The following is a 20,999-nucleotide window of genomic DNA, read 5'->3' as shown; positions in this document are numbered from 1 at the left end:
ACGATCGGTCCTAGGACGGGTGGTGACCAGGCAATCGGGGCGCCCCGGCGCGTTCCGCACCACTCGCGGACGAGCGAGGTGACGCATGAAGGATCCGGCGAATCGGATGTGGTCCTCGGCCCCGGTGCCCGGCGCGCACGACCCGGTCGCACCGCTGGGGTCCCGCAGCACCGGTGGCGGGTTCGGCGTACTGCCGTTCGTCGGTGAACCGACCCCGGGCGGCCCGGCCACGAACGCCAGCTGGGCCTGGTCGGTGCGTCGGTTCGCGCGGGCGGCCGTGTGGCTGCTTCCCGCGTACGCCATCCTCTACGGCGCGGTGGCGATGGCCAGTGACGGCGGGGTGGGCAACGACCCCTATCCGGCCGACGGCCGGGCGGTGTACCTGATCGGTTGGGTGGCCGCGGTCTGGCTCGGCCTGCTCGCGCTGCTGGCCCTCACCGGGCTGCTGGCCGCGACCCGCAGTCGCCGGGTCGCCGCCGCCGGGCTGCTGGTCAGCATCGCCGGCACCGTGCTGCTGCTGCCCTTCGCCGGGTTCGCCGAGCAGACGCCGGTCTTCGGGACCACCGCGCGGTCGCTGGTCCTGATCGGCGCGACGTTCTACAGCGTGGGCTGGTTCCTGACCGGGTGGGCGGTGGCCCGCTCGGGCATGTTCAGTCTCGGCGACGGCGTCATGCTGATCATCGCCGCGCCCCTTCTCGGCCTGGGGGGCGCTCTGATCGGTTCGCTCCAGACGTTCGGCGCGATCTTCGTGCTGATCGCCGGCATCGGCATCGGCTACCGTTCCGGTCGCCTGATGCCCCGGGAAACCGCCCGCGACGCGGCCAGCGCCAGTCTCTCCACCCCGGCCCCGCCACCCACCGCCCCGGGGGGTCCCGTTTCCGCCGCCTGAGTCGTCGCGACGAAAGCCGACGGGCGTCAACCGGCCGTGGCGAAAATCCGCTGGCGGCGTCAAACCGGCCACGGGGTTGGGCGACGTTCAGGTCATATGACGGAATGACCGAGTCCATGGAACTGCGCCTACGGGAATGGTGGTTCTCCGAACTGTCGGATCCTTGACCTCCGCGCCGACGGGCGCGAATCGCGGCGTGCCGCTGTCGACGTCGTTACCGCTACCCGTCGTCAGCGCCGCGGCGGTCGGTGGGTTCGCGACCGGACGACGCCATCGACGTGCGGAGACGCTGGAGGGCGCTCCGCTGCTGGTGAGGGCGTGGGTCGACGGCCCGGGTCGCGCCCGGGCGGCAGCCGGACGCCGGTCCACTAGCCGCGACGTCGACTCCCCCGGGCGGGGCTCCACCCCGGGCCCAGGGGTGCGGTCCCGGAAAGCACACAGCCCATGACGCCCCATCCCAACGGCGCGGGACGGGTCCGTTTGGTCATTGTCGAGGGACGCAACGTGGAGGTGACCCGTCGATGGACCGTGCCACCATTGGTGCTCAATTCCCGCCGATGTCGACATTCATGGAGCAATATCGTGGCTGCGCTTCCCCGATTGACCATACTGCTCTGCGATAGTGATGACGCCGCCGCGGGGCGGCTCTACCAGGAACTGACCTCCAGCCCGTTGGTGGAGCGGGTGATGGCGGTCGGCAGTCTCGCTGACGCCGTTCGGGAGGCGGGCGCGGGCACATTCGACGTGATCGTCGTCGATCCGTTCAGCACCGATCTGGCGCAGGCCGGCAGGTTCGCGCTGTCCCAGTCGGGCGAGGGGGCCGCCGTGGTGCTCTACGTCGACCTGGCGCGGGTGGAGGAACATGCGGTGGCGTTCTACCACGGTGACCGGAGCCGTCTGCGGGATGCGTTCACGCTCGACAAGCGGACGCCGCCGGAGATGCTGGCGGCGGAGGCCGACGTGGTCCTGACCAACTGCCAGGCGTTCCGGCTGCTCGCCAGCAGCAGGTCCAAGGCGGATCGGCTCCTCGACGAGGTGCGCGACCGGGCGACCACGAGCGGCGACGACGAGTTGGAACGGCTGGTCGACGACGTCGACCAGGCACGGATCCTGGAGAACGTCCGGCCCGACTCGGGTCTGGTGCGGCCGAAGGTCGCGAGCAACACCGTCTTCCTGTCGTACCGGTTCAAGGAGGAGGACGGGTTCGTCCGGGGCCTCAGTGGGTTGTTGGAGGACAACGGTTTCACCGTGATCACCGGCCGGGCCGCGGACGGGTACGTGGGAATGGCGGTTCTGAACAGGATTCGGGAGTGCGAGTTCTTCGTCTCGTTGATGACCCGGTCGCGGCAATTTGCCGAGCCCGGAGAGAAGTTCGCGACCAGCGCCTGGTTGATCGAAGAGAAAGGTGCCGCCCTCGCGTTCAGTAAGTACATGGTGCTGCTGGTGGAGGAGGGGGTCGACGACATCGGCGGGCTGCACGGCGACTGGCAGCGGCACGAGTTCACCCCTCACACGTTCACCACGGCGGCTCGGGCCGCGGTGCAGCAGTTGCGCAACCGCAGCGGTCGACCGGACTGAACTCACCCCGGTGAAATGCGCTCTGCTGGCGCAGGGATAGCCGTTCGGCTCGGATAGTGCAGGCTGACGGCCGGTGACGTTTGGCTTTTCGGTCTGCTAGTCCTGGCAAAAGGGGTGCGGTGCTTACAGATCGCGAAACAACCCGGGCGCAAACGAGCCATTGTCCTGCGTCATTGCCCTACTATCAGGCCGACGGTAACTCTGACTTCGTCGGAGGACGTTGTGGCAGAGACGATCGGCGAGGCGGGCACGGGTGGCATCCTGCGAGCGCAATCAGGTCCGACGGGTGCCGCGACTCGGTGCCGGTCACCGCACTTCGAGTGTGAGCGACATCGCCGCGCCGCGCTGGCGGCCATCCACGCCGGTCAGCTGCCCCTCAAGTTCGCGTACGCCGGGAGTGCCGCCCACACCCACGACGCCTACGCCCGCACCGACGACTACCTGAGCATGCTGGCCTCCGCGCGCCACGAAGCCGAAGCCCTGTTGGCCGCTCAGACGCTGACGGCCGGGGCACTGGCCGTCGCGGAGATCGGCCCGGGCAACGGCAAGCGCAGCAGCGCCTTCCTCAACCGGCTGACCAGCCTTGGCCACCCCTGCCGGCGTTACCTCGCGTTGGACTTCAGCGCCACCCTGCTCGCCATCGCCTGTCACCGGTTGGCCCACTTCGGGGGTGGCCGGATGAGCGTTGACTCTCACGTGTGGGACATCGAGGCCGGCTCCTCCCAGGGGGTCGAGCGGTGGCGGCCCGGGCCCGACCCGGTGGTCGCCTGCCTGCTCGGGCACACCCTCGGCAACCTGGAATGCCCGACCGCCGCCCTGACCAACATCCGGGCCTCACTGCGTCCGCGCGACGTGCTCGTGCTGAGTGTGGTCGTGGGCCGGCCGGACGAGCCGGCGGACACGGTGCTGGCGCCGTACCGGTGCTCGGAGTTCCGCGGCGCGGCCCTGGAGCCGCTGCTCGCCGCCGGCCTGCCCGAGGCCGACCTGGATTTCGTGCTGCGTTGGCAGGACGCGACGGTGACCGGCGAGGCGGTGCTGCGCCGACCGGGTGTCCTGGATGGCACACGGCTGCCGGCGGGCCATCGCATCCGCTGCTTCCAGTCCCGCAGGTTCAGCTATCCCGACGTCATTGCCGCCGTCCGGGACGCAGGTTGGCGCATCCGGCACGCAGAGTTGGCGCCCGGAAGCCACCATTTGGTGATCACGGCGTCGCGAGGGTGAGGGAGTGGCGGACATGACCGATCGAAAGGGGGCGCCTGAGAGGGTCACGCCCGCCGACCTGATCGACCGAGCGCGTCGGGCCAGCCTCTTCTATCGGGCCTCCTACGAGGGGACCGACCCCAACTCCGTGCGGCTACCCGGCGCGGCGATGGACGAGTTGGTGCAGGGGCTGGTCGCCGGGGTGCACGACGAGCTGTGCCAGATCGTCCCGTACACCACTGCCGGGCGTCCCGCCGATCCGTTCTCCCGGGCGTTGTTCCGCCAACTGGCGCGGCGCGTGACGGTACGCCGCATGTACCTCGTGCCGGGGGAGGACGTGGGCTCGGGGGAGGTCGACAGGCAGTTGGCGGAGGACCGTGCGCACGATCTGGACGCGGTGATGGTGCCGGTGTTCATCGCCGGCGAACGTCCCCTGGTGCCGATGACCGACATGTGGCTGATCGACGGTCAGGTGGTGGTCCGGCAGGAGGTGGGCGGGGACGGCCTCGCGTCCTGGGTGGTCAGTGGCCACTCCGAGGAGGTGACCCGGGCCCGCCTGCTCTGGGACAGCCTGATGAGCCGGTCGTGCCTGCCCGACCGTGGCCGACCGCGCCGGCCCGGCCCGGAGCTGACCCGCTGGCTGCTCCAGTCGGCCAACATGCTGTACGCGATGGCGCCGATGTCCTGCGGGCCGTCGCACCTGGACCGGAGCAGCTGCTCCTGGTACCACCGGTCGTGGCAGTACCTGCGGCTGTTCGACATGGTCAGCAGCCCGCAGTGGCACGCGGAGTTCTACGCCGGGCAGTTGGCCGAGGCGGTTCGCCGGGGCGCGCGCCGGGTGTTGATCAGTGGCACCGCCGACTACACCATCCTCGCCTTCCTCCTGGAGGCGGTGCGGTCGGCGCTCGGGGGCATTCCCCCCGACCTGGACGTGCACGTGCTCGACATGTGTCAGACACCACTGCTGGCCTGCGACTGGTACGCCAAGCAGATCGGTGCCCGGGTCGAGGTGCACCAGGCCGACGTGACCTGCCCCGACGCGGTCGCCCGGCTCGTCGAGGGTGGCCGGTTCGACCTGGTGCTGGCCGACGCGTTCCTGACCCGGTTCAACCGCGCCTCGGCGGACGCGGTGATCGGCAGCTGGTCCGCGCTGCTGAATCCGGGCGGTTCGGTGATCACCACCGTCCGGCTGCACCCGGGCAACGAGTGGCCGAAGGACGACGAGGAGCAGGACGACCGCCACCGGGTGTCGGATCTCGTGGACGATTTCGAGCTGCGGTTCCGGGAGCGGGCCGCCGGCTGGCGTGGGCTGCTCTCGGTGGAGCTGGACGAGCTTGCCGACGCCGCCCGCCGGTACGCGACGCGGATGGCCAGCCACGACCTCGGTGACGCCGACGAGGTGCGGGCGGCGTTCGACCGGGGTGGCTTCCAAGTGTCCGATTCGGACGTAAAGTCCGTCCACGGGGAGCTGGTCCGGACCCAGTACCTCCAACTGCGCGTGGACCTGCCCTGAGACAGCGGGAGGACTGGCGGTTAGCATTTACCTGTCGTGGTGACTTGGTGGACCCACGGTGACCGCCGAAGGGGGGGTCGGTGCCCGACTATTCACCCTGGTTGGCCGTCAAGGCTCTCGGCCCCAAGCCGGTCGCGTACGAGTTGCTCACGGCGGCCCACAAGGACCTCACCTCCCAGACCGCCATGCTCGACGAGCGGCCCGCCGCGCTGCGGGTCGTCAGCGCGACGGCGGAGTTCCGCGACAGCGTGGGGCACGAGCTGGTCGTCCGGGTGGAGTCGATGGGGCACACCGCCGAGGTGCGGCTCTCCGAGCACGTCGTCCGGACCACGACCGAGGGGGACGGGGCCCACGCGGTCACACCGTTGGTGCTTGTCGCGTACGCCCTGCAGAAGGATCCGTTCGGTCTCCGTTGGCAGCCGCGGCGGGTCGGGCACGCCGAGCCGCCCTCGGCCGAGGCGATGGAATACTACGCCCGGCTGGACCGGCTGACCGAGGCCTCCACCCAGGTGGAACGGCAGCTCGAGGCCGGCCGGGACGTGCTGGTGATCGGCGAGCACGGCTGCGGGAAGTCGGCGCTGGTGGCCAACATCGCCGACAAGCGGCGCGCCGACGACGGTGTCGTGTGGCTCAACCTCGCCGATCCGGCGGACGGTCCAGAGTCGATCGTGCTGGCCCTGCTGGAGCAGGAGCGGAGTCGCTCCGGCCGTTACCTGGTCGTCCTGGAGAACCTGCACGCGAACCCGCTGGTGCTCAACGAGTTGTTCGACTGCGTGACCCGGCTGCGCTCGGACTTCGGCCTCGAAGTGCAGGTGCTCGCGACGAGCTACAAGGTGGCGGGCCCCACCCTCGCCGGTGGCGAACCCACTCGTGAGCTGCGACAGGTTCTCGCCGAGGGCCGGCCGCTGGTCACCCAACTGCTCGTCGACAGTGGCATCGACGAGGCGCACTGGCAGACGATCCGGCGACTGGCACAGGACGACGTGCACATCGCGTTGACGGCGATCCACCTCTACGGGCGGCACGGCACCGTGCCCACCGAGGCGGACCTGGAGGCGTATTACACCCGGCAGGTGACAAGCGACGACCAGCGGGAGGTGCTCTACCGGGTGGCCTGCCTGGGCGTGCTGGAGCTGCAGATGGCCACCCGGGAGGCGGGTCCGTTGCGGCAGGCGCTCGTGCGGTTGCGCGACGACGGCCTCATCTACCAGATCGACGGCGCCTACCTGATCGGCTCCCGCCGTCGGGCGCAACTGGTGATGAACCACGCCCGTCGGCACTGGGACGCCGATCGCCGGTGGAAGAGCCCGGAGCGCAACGTGTGGCTGCATCTGCAGCGCGGCGGGGAGCGCCTGATGAAGGCGACACTGAGCCGGCTCGACCAGTTGGTCCCGCCGGACGCGGCGCGCACCGACACCCTGCACCTGCTCAGCACCTGGGAGACGCTGATCCGGCTCGGCAGGACGATGCGCAAGCGCAGCGGCGACGACAGGTCCTGGGGGGACAATTCCGGTGCCGCCGTCTTCGCCGCGAGCGCGCTGAACCAGCTCAACCACGTCGACTCCTGGTGGGAGATCGCCGGTGTGGTGCGGCCCCGGTGGAGCTACGCGGCGCCCGGCTGCAAGCTGCCCGTGCCGGTGGGTGGTGTGACCGCCGACTACGAGGACTTCGAGGAGATCCAGCAGTCGATGGCCACCGAGGACGCCCTCCTCGGCGCGGCACCGCACCTGGCCGGGATGCGCGCCGAGGAGTTGGACACCGACCAGATGTACCGCAACTGGGTGCTCGGTCTCCTGCTCGGCTTCGAGGGTTCCGCGCCCGCCGTCCACCAGGACCAGGAACGCATCGACCTCCTCATCGGGGTGGCCCGCGAGGCCCAGCACGAGGACGGCTACTTCTACCCGGCGCGGGTGCCGTGGGTGACCGCGCGGGTGGTCCTCGGTCTCACGCAGGCCAACCTGCGCATGGACCACCCGGTGGTCCGGGACGCCTGCAACTGGCTTCTGCGGCAGGTGTCCGCGGGCGGGCCGTTCGACAACTGGTGGCGCAGCGGCACCGGCACGTGGAACCGCGACGAGGCCACCACCGCCATGTGCCTCAGCGCGCTGGTGCGCGCCGGTGTGTCGCCGACGCGGCCGGAGTTGGAGACCGCGCACGCCTGGCTGATGGGGCGCGAGAGGGAGTGGACCACCCCGGGGCGGGAGATCGACATGGCGCAGGCGCTGGAGGCGACGCTGCTCTGCACCGGAGCCGCCAACGGCACCCAGGAACACCTCAGGGCGCTGTTCCAGCGGATCGCCACCGAGAAGAACCCGACACTGCTGTCCACCGCGCCCGAGGAGCGGCTGCGCATTCCGTTCGTGGCAGCCCAACTCGCCGACATCGTGTGGCGGATCGTGCAGCTGGAGAGCCTGAAACTGTTCGGTCATGTCATCAACCAGGGTCGGCCCGAGCCGTCCGAGCCTTCGGAGGTGGCCGTGGTGCCGCAGACCGTCACGTCGTCCGCCAACGGGGCGTCCCTGTCCCGGCGCAATCTGCGTGCCTGGCAGCGGGGGTGCGAGCAGATCGAGGGGACGATCCGCGAACGGATCGCCAAGCGCGACGGGCCGATGCGGACGCCGGCGGTGGAAAAGGTGATCAATGAGCAGTTGGACTACCGAGCCCACCTCGCGGAGCTGACCGGCCGACTTGACGAGCATGCCGATCGAGAGTTGCTGGAGCGGATCGACGCGCTCGGGCGCCAGGTCTGCGGCGTCGCCTGGCCGGACCTGCCGTGGCCGGACGCGGGATCGGAGGCAGGCTCGTGAGCATCGCGGTTCCCGCGCCGTCGACGCTGAACTTCCTGGCCGGGCTCTTCGCCGGCGCCGGGATCAACATGCTCACGTCCGTCTCCACCGGCCCGGCGGGCACGGACGTCTCCACCGGCAAGATCGCGCTGGATTCGGCGCTCTGGGTGGTCGCCGCCGGCTTCCTGACCTGGGCGGCGCACCTGTTCCAGGCGGCCGAGCGGGACGCCGACCTCTACATCGACCGTGACTTCAGCGAGCCCGAGAAGCAGGAGATCCGCCAGGAGTACCTGCGCCGGGCGTTGCGGCGCGCACGGCTGCCGTTGGCGATGACGGTTCTGGCGCTGGTGTGCGCCGTGCTCCTGTTGCCCGGCTTCATCCGCTGGAGCGGCGTACTGAGTGGTTGACGGCCGGGCTGCTGCCCCGGTTGTCGGTGAATTGCCTGACAATTGCCGCCCAGGCTGGCCGATTTCCACACTTCGTGGCAATCCTGGGGAGCATGGCCGCCTCCCGCTCGCCGCTGTCGCGGCTGTTCACCGTGCTGCTCGCCGGCGTGTTGGCCGGGCTTGCCCTGGCAGTCGCCGCGCTGCCGGGCAACCTGCTGCTCGGGCTCACCGCCCGCTCCGCGCTCGGGTCGTACGCCGCGTTGCCGGCCTCGCTGAAGACCCCGGCCACTCCGCAGCGCTCCTACCTCTACGCCAACGACGGCAAGACGCTGATCACCACGTTCTACGACGTGAACCGCACCGACGTGCCGTTGTCGGAGATCGCCCCGGTGATGCGGCAGGCGATCGTGGCGGCCGAGGACCGGCGCTTCTACGACCACGGTGGCGCGGATCTGCGCGGCCTCGCCCGGGCGCTGGTGGCCAACGTCAAGGGCGGCGGCACCGAACAGGGCGGCTCCACGCTCACCATGCAGTACGTCCGTAACGTCCTCAAGACCGACCCCACCCGCACCGCCGAGGAACGCGCCGCCGCCACGGACCCCACCGTCGGGCGCAAGATCCAGGAGATCCGGTACGCGAGTGCCCTGGACAAGAACCTCGGCAAGGACGAGATCCTCGACCGGTACCTGAACATCGCCTACTTCGGCTCCGGTGCGTACGGGGTCGCGGCGGCCAGCCAGCGTTACTTCGGCAAGCCTCCGGCGCAGTTGACCCTCGCCGAGTCGGCCCTGCTCGCCGGCCTGGTGCAGTCCCCGGACGCGTACAGCCCGATCGACGGGAACAAGAACGACGCCCTGGCCCGCCGGTCGTACGTGCTGGACTCGATGGTCGCCACCGGTGCGATCACCGCCGCGCAGGCCGCCCAGGCCAAGGCGGAGCCGCTGGCCCTGCACCCCACCGCCCAGCCCAACGGCTGCACCGCCGTCTCCCAGGGGCACGACGACTGGGGTTACTTCTGCGACTACCTGCGGCGCTGGTGGGTCGCCCAGCCGGCGTTCGGGGCCACCGTCGCGGAGCGCGAGCAGGCCCTGCGCTCGGGTGGCTACACCGTGGTCACCTCGCTGGACCCGAAGATCCAGGCCACCGCGCAGCAGCAGGCCACCAAGGTCTACTCCTACGGCAGCAAGCACGCCCTGCCGATCGCGGCGGTGCAGCCGGGCACCGGGCAGGTGTTGGCGATGGCGGTCAACCGGCACTACAGCCTGGCCGACAACCCGGCCGGGCAGCCGAACTATCCGAACACCGTCAACCCGCTGATCTCCGGCGGGGCCAGCGTCGACGGGTACCAGGCCGGTTCCACGTTCAAGCTGTTCACCATGCTCGCCGCACTGGAGTCGGGCCGTACCCTCTCCACCGGCTTCGACGCGCCCGCCAAGCTGCCCACCCGGTACGCCGCCGAGGGGCCGGGCAGTTGCGACGGCCACTGGTGCCCGGCCAACGCCAACCCGGACTGGATGGACGGGTACCGGATGATGTGGGACGGCTTCGGCCGCTCGGTGAACACCTACTTCGTCTGGTTGGCCGAACAGGTCGGGCAGGACAAGGTGGTCGAGATGGCGCAGCGGCTCGGCATCACCTTCCGGGCCGACTCGGACGCCGCCTTCGCGAAGAACAACTCCGCGAACTGGGGTTCGTTCACCCTCGGCGTGGCCGCCACCACCCCGCTCGACCTGGCCAACGCGTACGCCACGGTGGCCGCCGAGGGCACCTACTGCACGCCGGTGCCGGTGCGCTCGGTGACCGCCGCGAACGGCGAGAAGGTGCCGGTCGGGGAGCCGTCCTGCAAGCGGGTCCTCGATCCGGACGTCGCCCGTGCCGCGACCGACGCGGCGCGCTGCCCGGTGGGCCAGCAGTCGGCGTTCGGGCAGTGCAACGGCGGCACCGCCACCGGCGTGAACGACATCCTCGACGGCCGGCCGGTGGCCGGTAAGACGGGTAGCTCGGAGCAGAACTCCACCGAGACGTTCGTCGGCTTCACCCCGCAGGTCGCGGTGGCCGGCATCGCCGCCAACCCGGACGACCCGGCCGACGCGGTGGGCTCGGCGGTGCAGAGCAAGGTGATCGACGCGGTTGCCCGGGTCATCGCCACCGCCGTCAAGGGCCAGCCGGAGAAGGCGTTCGCCGCACCCAGCCACGAGTTGGCCGGCGACCCCCGCCGCCCAGTAGAGCGCCCGACGGTCCCGCAGAGCCCGCAAAACCAGAACGACAACCGCCTCTCGCCGCTGGACCGCTGGCTGAACCGGCGAGGCTAACCGCCGGGGCGGGGTCAGCGTTCGCGACGGCGGGGGCGGTAGCTTGCCAGGGTTGCGGGGAGGCCGCGGCGGATGATGCCGGCCCAGTCGGTGTCGCCGCGCAGCACCGCCGCCGCGGTGTTGCGGGCCTGTTCGACGGTGAAGTGCGGTGGCAGCATCAGCTCGGCCGGGTCGACCAGGGCGTTGATGACCACCGGCCGGTCGGCGGCGAGGGCCCGCTCCCAGACGCCGGGCACCTGCTCCGGCGCGTCGACCAGCTCACCGTGCAGCCCGAGCACCTCCGCCCACTGGTGGTAGGCGATGTCCGGCAACTGCTGGCTGTCCGGGAACATCGGCGTCCCCTCGGTGGAGCGCTGTTCCCAGCTGACGAACGCCAGGTCCCGGTTGTTGAGCACCAGCACCACGAATCGTGGGTCGGCCCAGCTGCGCCAGTACTTGGCCACCGTGATCAGCTCGTTGACGCCGTTCATCTGCATGGCGCCGTCGCCGATCAGCGCGACGAGCGGCCGGTCCGGGTGGGCGAACTTGGCGCTCAGCGCGTACGGCATGGCACCGCCCATGGACAGCAGGGTGCCGGACAGGCTGGCGAGCATCCCGGGGCGGACCTGGAGGTGGCGGGCGTACCAGGCGGTGGTGGTGCCGCAGTCGACGGCGAGCAGCACGTCGTCGGGCAGGCGCTCGTTGAGGGTGTGGAAGAGCAGTTGCGGGTTGACCGGGTCGGCGGTCTGCTCGGCCAGGTCGCGTTGCACACGACGCCACGCCGAGGTGGCCTCGGCGATCTCCGCCCGCCAGGCGGTCGGCCCGGGGCCGGGGCCCAGTTCGTTCAGCAACGCCCGCAACGTGGGGCGGGCGTCCCCGGTCAGGTTCACCTCGGTCGGGTACCGCAGCCCGAGCTGCGTGCCGTCCAGGTCGATCTGCACCGCGCGGGCCTGCCCGGGTGGGGGATAGAACTCCGAGTACGGCATGTTGCTGCCCACGATCAGCAGCCTGTCGCAGCCGGTCATCAACTGCCAGCTGGGCCGGGTGCCGAGCAGACCGATCGCCCCGGTGACCCATGGTTCGCGGTGGTCGACGACAGTGAAACCGAGCAGGGCGGTGGCCACCCCGGCGCCGAGTCGATGGGCGATCTCGCGGACCTCCTCCTGCGCGCCCAGCGCACCCTGCCCGACAAGCATGGCCACCCGCTTTCCACCGCTGAGCACCTCGGCGGCCCGCCGCAGGTCGGCCGCCGGCGGCACGGTGGGGGTGCTGCTCGGCACGTTGCTGGTCTGGTAGTAGCCGTGCGCGTGGGGCGGGTCCGGGATGGCCGGCTCGTCCTGGATGTCCAGGGGGAGGATCAGGGCGGTGACGGTACGTCGGGCCAACGCGGTGCGACACGCGCGGTCGACCAGGTGGCGTACCTGCGCGGGGTGGTCGAGCTGGGCGAGGAACGCCGCCGCCACGTCCTTGTAGAGGGCGAGCAGGTCGACCTCCTGGTAGTAGCCGCCGCCCTCGGCGGTGGTCGCGGTGTGCCCGACCAGGGCGATCACCGGCTGGTGGTCGAGCTTGGCGTCGTACAGGCCGTTGAGCAGGTGGATCGCGCCCGGCCCGCTGGTCACCAGGGCGCAGCCCAGCGGCCCGCCGCCGTACTTGACGTGCGCCGACGCGGCGAAGCCCGCGGTCTCCTCGTGGCGTACCTGGATGAACTGGGTGCGCCCGTTGGTGCGTTGCAGCGCGGACGTGAGGCCGTTGATGCCGTCTCCGGGGTAGCCGAAGTAGCGGTGCACGCCCCAGCTCAGCAGTCGCGACACGATGTGGTCCGCGACGGTGGGGTGCCGGGGGAGAGCGCCGGCTTCGCCCGCTCCGGTGTGGTCTGCGCTCACCTGGCTGGTCCTTCCCGTCGGGTCCGGTAGTCCACCGGTCGTTCCCCTTCTCCTCCGGACAAAACACCCCACGGGTGGGCATCGGTGGGCGAGGTGCGCCGTCCGGCAGAATCGTCGGGTGCCCGTCCACGAGATCACCGACCCTGACGACGACCGCATCGCCGACTACCGCGCGCTCACCGACGTGGAGCTGCGCACCCGCTGGGAGCCGCCGCACGGCCTGTTCATCGCCGAGGGTGAGCTGGTGCTGCGCCGGGCGCTGCGTGCCGGCTACCCGGCCCGGTCGTACCTGGTCGACGCCAAGCGCATCGACCAGCTCGCCGACCTGGACACCGGGGACGCACCGGTGTACGCCGCGACGCAGGACGTGCTGCAACGGGCCACCGGTTTCCACGTACACCGGGGGGTGCTGGCGTCGTTCCACCGCCGGCCGCTGCCGACGGCGGCCGAGGTGCTCGCCGCCGCGCGCCGGGTGGTGATCCTGGAGGACATCAACAACCACACCAATCTCGGTGCGATCTTCCGGGGCGCCGCCGCGCTCGGCATCGACGGAGTGTTGTTGTCGCCGACCTGCGCCGACCCGCTCTACCGGCGCAGCGTCCGGGTCAGCATGGGTGAGGTCTTCGCGGTGCCGTACGCGAAGTTCAGCCACTGGCCGGCGGGTCTGGAGCAGGTGCGGGAGGCCGGCTTCACGGTGCTGGCGTTGACCCCGGCGGCGGACGCGTTGCCGATGCAGCGGCTCTCCCCGGACCAGCGGGCGCGGGCGGCGTTGCTGTTCGGTGCCGAGGGCCCCGGGTTGACCGGAGCCGCGCAGAGCGCCAGTGACGTACGGGTGCGGCTTCCGATGCGCCGCGGGGTGGATTCGTTGAACGTCGCCGCCGCCGCGGCTGTCGCCTTCTGGGAGCTGGGTCGCGATGATCCGGCGTTCGACGGAGAGTAGATCGCTTCAGCTTGCATGCCCATGCGGTCTGTTGCATAATTTTCCCCGTGTCCAAGGTTCTCACCTCCCTGCCCTCCGGCGAACGTGTCGGCATCGCCTTCTCCGGCGGCCTCGACACCTCGGTCGCGGTCGCGTGGATGCGCGACAAGGGCGCCGTCCCCTGCGCCTACACCGCCGACATCGGCCAGTACGACGAGCCCGACATCGGCTCGGTGCCCGGCCGCGCCCTCAGCTACGGCGCCGAGCTCGCCCGGGTCGTCGACTGCCGCGCCGCCCTCGTCGAGGAGGGCCTGGCGGCGTTGACCTGCGGGGCGTTCCACATCCGCTCGGGCGGACGGGCGTACTTCAACACCACCCCGCTCGGCCGGGCGGTCACCGGGACCCTGCTGGTGCGGGCGATGATCTCCGACGATGTCCAGATCTGGGGCGACGGCTCCACCTTCAAGGGCAACGACATCGAGCGGTTCTACCGGTACGGCCTGCTGGCCAACCCGATGCTGCGCATCTACAAGCCGTGGCTCGACACCGACTTCGTCACCGAACTGGGTGGGCGTAAGGAGATGTCGGAGTGGCTGCTCGAACGCGGGCTGCCCTACCGGGACAGCACCGAGAAGGCGTACTCCACCGACGCCAACATCTGGGGCGCCACGCACGAGGCGAAGACCCTGGAGCACCTCGACACCGGCATCGAGACGGTCAACCCGATCATGGGCGTCCGGTTCTGGGACCCGGCGGTGGAGATCCCGACCGAGGACGTCACGATCGGCTTCGACCAGGGTCGCCCGGTGACGATCAACGGCAAGGAGTTCGGCAGCCCCGTCGACCTGGTGCTGGAGGCCAACGCGATCGGCGGCCGGCACGGCCTCGGCATGTCCGACCAGATCGAGAACCGGATCATCGAGGCCAAGAGCCGGGGCGTCTACGAGGCACCCGGGATGGCGCTGCTGCACGCCGCGTACGAGCGGTTGGTCAACGCCATCCACAACGAGGACACGCTGGCCAACTACCACAACGAGGGCCGCCGACTGGGCCGGCTGATGTACGAGGGCCGCTGGCTGGACCCGCAGGCACTGATGCTGCGCGAGTCGTTGCAGCGCTGGGTCGGCACGGCGGTCACCGGCGAGGTGACGCTGCGACTGCGCCGGGGCGAGGACTACTCGATCCTCGACACCACCGGCCCGGCCTTCAGCTACCACCCCGACAAGCTGTCGATGGAGCGTACCGAGGACTCGGCGTTCGGCCCGTCGGACCGGATCGGCCAGCTCACCATGCGCAACCTGGACATCGCCGACTCGCGGGCGAAGCTGGAGCAGTACGCCAACCTCGGCATGGTCGGCGGGGCGAGCCCGCAGCGGATGGTCGGTGCCGCGCAGGCGGCCTCCACCGGTCTGATCGGCGCGATGCCGCAGGGCGGCGCGGAGGCGATCGCCTCCCGGGGTGTCTCCTCCGGCGACGACGAGGCGCTCGACCGGGCCGCGATGGAGTTCGGCGTCGACTGAGCGACCCCCATGGCCCCTCCGTGACGTCGCCCGGCGAATGTCGAGATCCGGCGTCACGGAGGGTAGCGTGTCGGCCGTGTTCCCTACCGTGCGTGAGGTCCTCGCCCTGGGCCCGGTCCGCCACGGCGCACCGCGCATGGTCGCCGGGGACGCCGGGCTGGACCGGCCGGTCCGCTGGGTGCACGTCGCCGAGGTGCCGGACATCGCCACCCTGCTCGGTGGCGGCGAGTTGGTGCTCACCACCGGCATCGGGCTCCCCGGCGACGACGCCGGGCTCCGCGCGTTCATCGGGGACCTCGCCGACGTGGGTGTCTCCGGGCTCGTCGTCGAGTTGGGCCGCCGCTACGTCAGCGGCGTACCCCGGGTGATGGCCGCCGCCGCCGAGCGGCGCGGCCTGCCCCTGGTGGAGCTGCGCCGCGCCACCCCGTTCGTGCGGATCACCGAGGCGGTGCACGCGCTGATCGTCGACGCGCAGCTCACCGAGCTGCGCGCCACCGAGGAAATCCACCAACGCTTCAACGACCTGTCCGTCGAGGGCGGCGACGCCGCCGAGGTGATCCGGCAGGCCGCCGAGCTGTCCGGCTGCCCGGTGGTGTTGGAGAACCTGTCCCGCCAGGTGCTCGGGTACGACCCGGCGGGCGAGAGCGCCGAGCTGCTGCTCGACGGCTGGGAGCAGCACTCCCGGCGGGTCCGGCCGACCGGGCGCACCGCGTACGACCCGGACAACGGGTGGCTGGTCACCGCCGTGGGCGCGCGGGGACAGGACTGGGGGCGACTGTTGCTGCGCTGGCCGGCCAGCGGCGACGTGCCCAGCGCCCAACCCAGCGGGCCGACCGCCGGCCCGCCCACCCGGTTGACGATCCTGATCGAGCGGGCCGCGTCCACCCTCGCGCTGGGCCGACTGATCCGCCGCGACGCCGAAGGGCTGGAACGGCAGATCCACCGCACCCTGCTCACCGCACTCCTCGACCACTCCCGGCCGGTGGACGAGGTCGCGCTGCGGGCCAAGGCGCTCGGCGTGGTGCTCGACCGTCGGCACCTGGTCGGCGTCATGGTCCGACACCGGCCTGAGGACCCGGTCGGGGAGACGGGCCCGGAGGCTGCTCAGGCCCGGCTGCGGGACCTGTCCGAGGCCGTCGGCCAGGCGCTGCGCGAGGCGAAGCTGACCGCGCTGACCAGCGCGGTCGACGACAGTTCGGTGGGTGCGCTGCTGGCGCTGACCGACCCGGCCGCCGAGGACCGCGCGCTGTCCGCGTTCGCCAGCGCTCTTCGTCGGGTACGCCTCGACGCCGGCACCGGCCGACCGGGGCTCGGTGTCGAACCGGCTCGGGCCACCCCCGGCCCCGATGCGTCCCGCTCCGCGTCCGGCGCGGAGTCCTCCCGCGTGGCTCCCGGTGCCGATCCGTCCCGTCCGGCGTTCGGGGTGGAGGCCGTGCGGGCGGGTGTCGAGAGGGCCCGGGGTGTTGGCCCCGGTGCCGTGATCGTGGCCGCTGGATCGGGGGTGGGCACGTTGCGGGAGGCCCGCCGGTCGCTCGTCGAGGCGCGGCAGATCGCCGAGGCGGCCACCCGGGACCGGCGTGACCTGGCGGTATTCCGGTTGCCCCACGTCGGCCTGGCCGGCCTGCTGCACCTGCTGCGCGACGAGCCCCGGTTGCAGACCTTCGTCGAACGCGAACTCGGCGCCCTGCTGGAGTACGACGCCCGCCACCCCCGGGAGCAGTTGCTCGACACTCTGCGCGCGTACCTGGAACAGGGGCGCAACAAGACCGCGGGCGCCGCCGCCGCGCACCTGTCCCGGCCGGCGTTCTACGAGCGCCTGGCCCGCATCGCCCGCATCCTCGACGTGGACCTCGACTCGGTAGAGGCCTCCCTGTCCCTACACGTAGCCCTACTGGCCCTGGAAGCAGTCCGAACCCCCTAAACCCCAACCCCGCCCCGCCCTCGCCGGCGATCATGGAGTTGTGGTGCCTCACAAAAGCCGCAAGGCCGCCCATTACGCCCACCACAACTCCATGATCGACGCGGGCGGGGGTGCGCGCGGGGCAGGGGGTGCGCCGCGGGCGGGGGTGGGCGGGCGCGGGCGCGGGCGCGGTCAGGGGTGAGGTGGGCGCGGTTAGGTGAGGGCGTTTAGGGCTTTGGCGTAGGTGGGGGGGATGTGGTTGGGGCCGCCTGGGGTGAAGACGTCCGAGTGGGCCACGGCGGACCAGGCTGTCTCCGGGACGGCGTCGACCAGTGCTCGGATCACCGGGGCGTCGCGCCACTGCGCCTGTTCGGCGAGCAGGCCGAGAGCCACCACCGACTCCTCGACCTCGCCCACGCACTCGAACGGCTTGTGCCCGTCCACGCCCAGCAACTCGCGGTAGCCGGGGATCTGCGACTCGTCGGCGAGCAGGTCACCGCCGAAGATGCCCACCACCCGCTCCCGCGGCATGAAGGGTGCCATGGCCAGGAACACGAACCGGCACTTCGGGCAGTCGCGGCACCAGCGCTCACTCGCGTCGCGCAGCTTGAACGCGGCGTTGCAGCTGGTCACCACGTCGTCGTAGCGGGTGAACTCGGCGAACAGTCGGGCGATGTGCAGCTCGGACAGCGAGCGCAGCAGCGAGAAATACGGATCGGTCAGGCCGGCGTGCTCGGCCAGCGACGCCCGTAGCAGCCCCTCCGCCTCGACGCCCTTGGACCACTGGTGGTTGATCTCGTGACCGTTCCAGATCAGGTTCGGGTCGGACGCCGAGCGCTCGTTGGACATCACCACCGGGCCGAGCCCGTGCAGCACCGCGGTGGCCACCGCGATCAGCGAGTTGATCGCGGTGACCGGGATGTGCCCGTTCAGCGCGCCGGCCGCGTTCAGGTCGAACAGCACCGGGTCGAGCCGTCGGCGGGCGGCGAGCGGGACCAACCCGGACGCCTCGTTCACGGAGACGATCACGTGGTTCGGGTTGACCGAGAACGGCACCGGGTCCAGCTCGGCGCGGCGCAGCGCCTCCAGGCTGACGATCGAGTCCTTACCGCCGCCGACCGCCGAGAGCGGGCGACGCTCCGAGTCGTCGTACACCCGGGGTGCGTCCGGCGAGCCGGCCGGCACCTCCGGACGCAGCTGGAGCACGTGCGGCAGCTGGTTGCGGTACGCGTACTCGGCGAGGCCCTTGGTGTAGACGGCCGTGACGTAGTCGACGGTGGCCGCGCCCAGCGGCGCCGGCAGCACGAGGCGCGGCGGCGCGGCGGCCTTGTAGTAGCTGACCCCGGCGACCAGGTGCAGGACCTCCAGCACCCGGCCGAGGGTCGCCACCGTCTCGTCCGAGGGCGGCTCCGCCGGCAGCGGGAGGGTGATCACCTCGGTGAACCGCTGCTCACCGGCCGGGCCGGTCAGGGCGTAGTCGAACAACACCTCGCCGGTGGCGAAGTCGATCGAGTAGGACGGGAAGGTGAAGGCGTCCATCCGCCGGAGCTGCTCGTTGGGCACACGCCATACTAGGCCCTGGTTCGTCCGGCCGTGTCCGGACCGGGCCCCGCCCTGCCGCCGCCGCGACCTCCGAGGAGAGCCCAGTGCGCCTGTCTGACCTGCGCGGACGTACCGTCGCCGTCTGGGGCACCGGCCGGGAGGGCCGGGCCGCTGTGACGGCGATCGCCGCGCACGGCCCCGCCGAGCTGGTCGCCGTCGACGACAGCGCCAACTTCCTGTCGCTGCCCTGGGACGGGCCGCTGGCCGAGGCGGCACCGCTGGTCACCGGTGAGGCGGGATTCGAGCGGCTGGCCGCCGCCGACGTGGTGGTCCGCTCGCCCGGCGTGCCGCAGACCCACCCGTGGCTCGTCGAACTGCGCCGACGCGGGGTCCTGGTCACCCAGGGCACCGCGCTGTGGATGGCCGACCACGCCGCGCGCACCGTCGGGGTCACCGGCAGCAAGGGCAAGAGCACCACCTCCAGCCTGATCAGCCACCTGCTCACCGCGATGGGCCGGCCGAACGTCTTCGGCGGCAACATCGGGGTGCCGACCCTCGACCTGCCGGATGCGGAGTTGTACGTGCTGGAGCTGTCCAGCTACCAGTGCAGCGACCTCACCGACTCGCCGCGGGTGGCGGTGGTCACCGCGCTCTTCCCCGAGCACCTGGACGCGCACGGCGGGGAGCGGGAGTACTACCGGGACAAGCTCAACCTGCTGGCCCACGACCCGCAGACGATCGTGGTCAACGGCGGCGATCCCCGGCTCGCCGCCGAACTGGGGGAGTTGCCGGCGGTGCGCGCCGGCCAGCCCGACAGCAGCCACGTCGCGGCCGGCATCGACGGTACGCCCTGGTTCCACCTCGGCGACCAGCCGCTCTTTCCGCGCGCCGTGCTGCCCCTGGTCGGCCGGCACAACGAGGGCAACCTGTGCGTCGCCCTCGCGGTGCTCGACGCGCTCGGCATCGACGTGGTGGCCGGCAAGGACCACCTCGCCGTCGCGGTCGCCGAGTTCCAGGGGCTGGCCCACCGGCTCACCGAGATCACCGACCCGTCCGGGCTGACGTTCGTCGACGACACCCTGGCCACCAGCCCCTACGCGGCCATGCACGCCATCGACGCGTACGACGGGCGGCCGCTGACGGTGATCGTCGGGGGCAACGACCGGGGTCTGGACTACACGCCGCTGGCCGAGCACCTGGCCGAGCGGGAGCTGACCGTGATCGGCATTCCGGACAGCGGGCCGCGCATCGTCGAGGTGCTCGCCGGCCTGCCCAAGGTGCGTACCGAACTGGTCGACGACCTGGTGGACGCGGTCCGGCTGTCCCGCGAGGTGACCCCGTCCGGCGGGGTGGTGCTGCTGTCTCCGGCCGCGCCCAGCTACGGCCGGTTCCGCAACTTCGAGCACCGCTCCGAGGTCTTCGCCCAGGCCGTCGCCGACACCGCCGGTTGAGCCCGGCGCGCGGGCACCGCCGGTTGAGCCCGGCGCAGCGGGCACCGCCGGTTGAGCCCGGCGCGGCGGGCATCGCCGGTTGAGCCCGGCGCGGCGGGCATCGCCGGCGGGCGGGCGCGGTCAGCGTGCGGGCAGCCGGGAGTGCAGGGCGCGCATCGAGCGGATTGCCGAGCGGATCTCCTGGAGGTAGCGCCCCGGGGTGAGCGTCTGCTCGGGTAGCACCGCCAGGTCGGCCAGCGCCGGGTCCACGCCGACCGTGTCGATGCCACACCCGTACGGCAGGGCCAGGGTACGCAGCGCGTCGCAGTGCTGGAACGGCACGTAGATCGGCGCGGTGACCATCAGGATCTCGTCACCCGGTGCGACCCGTGCGTGCTCGGCCCAGAACCGTTGCGTGTCGGCGGTGTGGGCGCGCCGCCGATCCGGTTCGCCCGACGGCGCGGCCAGCACCCGTACCGGTGGCAGGCCCGCCGGCCGGTAGGTCCGCGACGACCAGGAGTGGTGCGGGTGGCCGGCGTCGACGCCGGCCCGCTCCGCCGGGGCGGTCGCCCCGAACACCCGACGGACCGCCGAGTCCAGCACGTCCACCTCGGTGTCGTCGGCGGGCAGGCCAGCGCCGGCCAGCGTGCGCCGCTCCCAGTCCGACAGCGGCCGGAAACTGCCCAGCACGGCGACCTCGCCGGTCACCCGCAGGCCGGTGCGCAGCAGGTGCGCGGCATAGGCGACCCGGCGCACGCAGGCGTGCCCGAGACCGCCGAGGACGACCAGGTGGGCGTACGTCGATCGGGTCGGCAGCACCGGCCGGACCAGGCCGAGCGCGGCCGCCGCGGCGAGCACCAGCTCGGCGGTGTCGGGGTCGAGGTCCGGCTCCCGGGCCTCGGGCCGTTCCCGGCCGCCCCGGAAGTCCCAGTGTGTCGCCGAGAACTCGTCGAGGAACCGCAGCACCTCGGTCAGGTCACCGTCGGGCCAGGTGCCGCCGAAACGGGCGACCAGGCCGCGGACCGGGTCCGCGCCCACCCACCGGGCGACGCCGGCCGCCGGGTCGTCCGGCGCACCCACGGGCAGCGGTACGGGCAGCTCGGGCACCGCAGGATCGTACCGGGGCACTGTTGTCGTCCCGTCGTACGCTGGCCTCAGCCGG

Annotated in this window: 14 protein-coding genes; 11 read left to right on the top strand and 3 right to left on the bottom strand. The window is 71.7% G+C overall.

Annotated features, from left to right (window positions below):
- The first annotated feature begins 85 nt into the window (after positions 1–85).
- The 7 genes from ACGFIQ_RS24530 (at position 86) to ACGFIQ_RS24500 (ending at position 10,664) form a co-directional block, all read left to right on the top strand.
- Complete coding sequence (locus tag ACGFIQ_RS24530; protein WP_393247246.1) at positions 86–889, top strand: hypothetical protein; 804 nt, start codon at positions 86–88, stop codon at positions 887–889.
- A gap of 582 nt (positions 890–1,471) precedes the next feature.
- On the top strand, positions 1,472–2,467 hold the full coding sequence (locus ACGFIQ_RS24525; RefSeq protein WP_393247244.1) for a hypothetical protein: 996 nt from the start codon (positions 1,472–1,474) through the stop codon (positions 2,465–2,467).
- A gap of 222 nt (positions 2,468–2,689) precedes the next feature.
- Positions 2,690–3,688, top strand: a complete 999-nt coding sequence (locus ACGFIQ_RS24520) for an L-histidine N(alpha)-methyltransferase (protein ID WP_393247242.1) — start codon at positions 2,690–2,692, stop codon at positions 3,686–3,688.
- Between the two features lie 13 nt (positions 3,689–3,701).
- Entirely contained in the window at positions 3,702–5,180 is a 1,479-nt protein-coding gene (locus ACGFIQ_RS24515) for a class I SAM-dependent methyltransferase (protein WP_393247240.1), read from the top strand.
- Positions 5,181–5,260: 80 nt separating this feature from the next.
- Complete coding sequence (locus ACGFIQ_RS24510; RefSeq protein ID WP_393247238.1) at positions 5,261–7,987, top strand: hypothetical protein; 2,727 nt, start codon at positions 5,261–5,263, stop codon at positions 7,985–7,987.
- Positions 7,984–8,373 carry a hypothetical protein gene (locus ACGFIQ_RS24505; RefSeq protein ID WP_357558014.1) on the top strand — a complete coding sequence of 130 codons (390 nt, stop codon included), beginning with the start codon at positions 7,984–7,986 and terminating at the stop codon, positions 8,371–8,373. Before ACGFIQ_RS24510 ends, ACGFIQ_RS24505 begins: the two co-directional genes overlap by 4 nt.
- Positions 8,374–8,399: 26 nt before the next feature.
- Positions 8,400–10,664 carry a transglycosylase domain-containing protein gene (locus ACGFIQ_RS24500; protein ID WP_393247395.1) on the top strand — a complete coding sequence of 755 codons (2,265 nt, stop codon included), beginning with the start codon at positions 8,400–8,402 and terminating at the stop codon, positions 10,662–10,664.
- 14 nt (positions 10,665–10,678) lie between these two features.
- Here ACGFIQ_RS24500 and ACGFIQ_RS24495 read toward each other — a convergent pair whose 3' ends face one another.
- On the bottom strand, positions 10,679–12,526 hold the full coding sequence (locus ACGFIQ_RS24495) for a thiamine pyrophosphate-requiring protein (protein WP_393247236.1): 1,848 nt from the start codon (positions 12,524–12,526) through the stop codon (positions 10,679–10,681).
- A gap of 4 nt (positions 12,527–12,530) precedes the next feature.
- On the opposite strand from ACGFIQ_RS24495, the gene ACGFIQ_RS24490 reads away from it, so the two are divergent.
- The 3 genes from ACGFIQ_RS24490 to ACGFIQ_RS24480 are packed head-to-tail and all read left to right on the top strand — an operon-like array spanning position 12,531 to position 16,886.
- Positions 12,531–13,466 (top strand): TrmH family RNA methyltransferase, encoded by a 936-nt coding sequence (locus ACGFIQ_RS24490; RefSeq protein ID WP_393247393.1) that lies wholly within the window; start codon positions 12,531–12,533, stop codon positions 13,464–13,466.
- 47 nt (positions 13,467–13,513) lie between these two features.
- The gene (argG, locus tag ACGFIQ_RS24485) at positions 13,514–14,965 is read left to right on the top strand and encodes an argininosuccinate synthase (protein WP_393247234.1); all 1,452 of its coding nucleotides are present in this window, start codon (positions 13,514–13,516) and stop codon (positions 14,963–14,965) included.
- A 37-nt stretch (positions 14,966–15,002) separates the two neighbouring features.
- Positions 15,003–16,886, top strand: a complete 1,884-nt coding sequence (locus ACGFIQ_RS24480) for a PucR family transcriptional regulator (RefSeq protein ID WP_393247232.1) — start codon at positions 15,003–15,005, stop codon at positions 16,884–16,886.
- A 192-nt stretch (positions 16,887–17,078) separates the two neighbouring features.
- Here the strand turns inward: ACGFIQ_RS24480 and ACGFIQ_RS24475 are convergent, their stop codons facing one another.
- A complete protein-coding gene (locus tag ACGFIQ_RS24475; RefSeq protein WP_393247230.1) occupies positions 17,079–18,428 on the bottom strand; it encodes a hypothetical protein in 1,350 nt (449 codons plus the stop codon).
- 83 nt (positions 18,429–18,511) lie between these two features.
- On the opposite strand from ACGFIQ_RS24475, the gene murD reads away from it, so the two are divergent.
- The gene (gene murD / locus ACGFIQ_RS24470; protein WP_393247228.1) at positions 18,512–19,858 is read left to right on the top strand and encodes a UDP-N-acetylmuramoyl-L-alanine--D-glutamate ligase; all 1,347 of its coding nucleotides are present in this window, start codon (positions 18,512–18,514) and stop codon (positions 19,856–19,858) included.
- Positions 19,859–19,978: 120 nt separating this feature from the next.
- On the opposite strand, the gene ACGFIQ_RS24465 is transcribed toward murD, so the two are convergent.
- Positions 19,979–20,944 (bottom strand): hypothetical protein, encoded by a 966-nt coding sequence (locus ACGFIQ_RS24465; RefSeq protein ID WP_393247225.1) that lies wholly within the window; start codon positions 20,942–20,944, stop codon positions 19,979–19,981.
- Positions 20,945–20,999 lie beyond the last annotated feature (55 nt).

The sequence above is a fragment of the Micromonospora sp. NPDC048898 genome, assembly GCF_043198035.1.
In the GTDB taxonomy this organism is placed as follows: Bacteria; Actinomycetota; Actinomycetes; order Mycobacteriales; family Micromonosporaceae; genus Micromonospora.
This window is presented reverse-complemented; position numbering and strand designations above follow the sequence as displayed.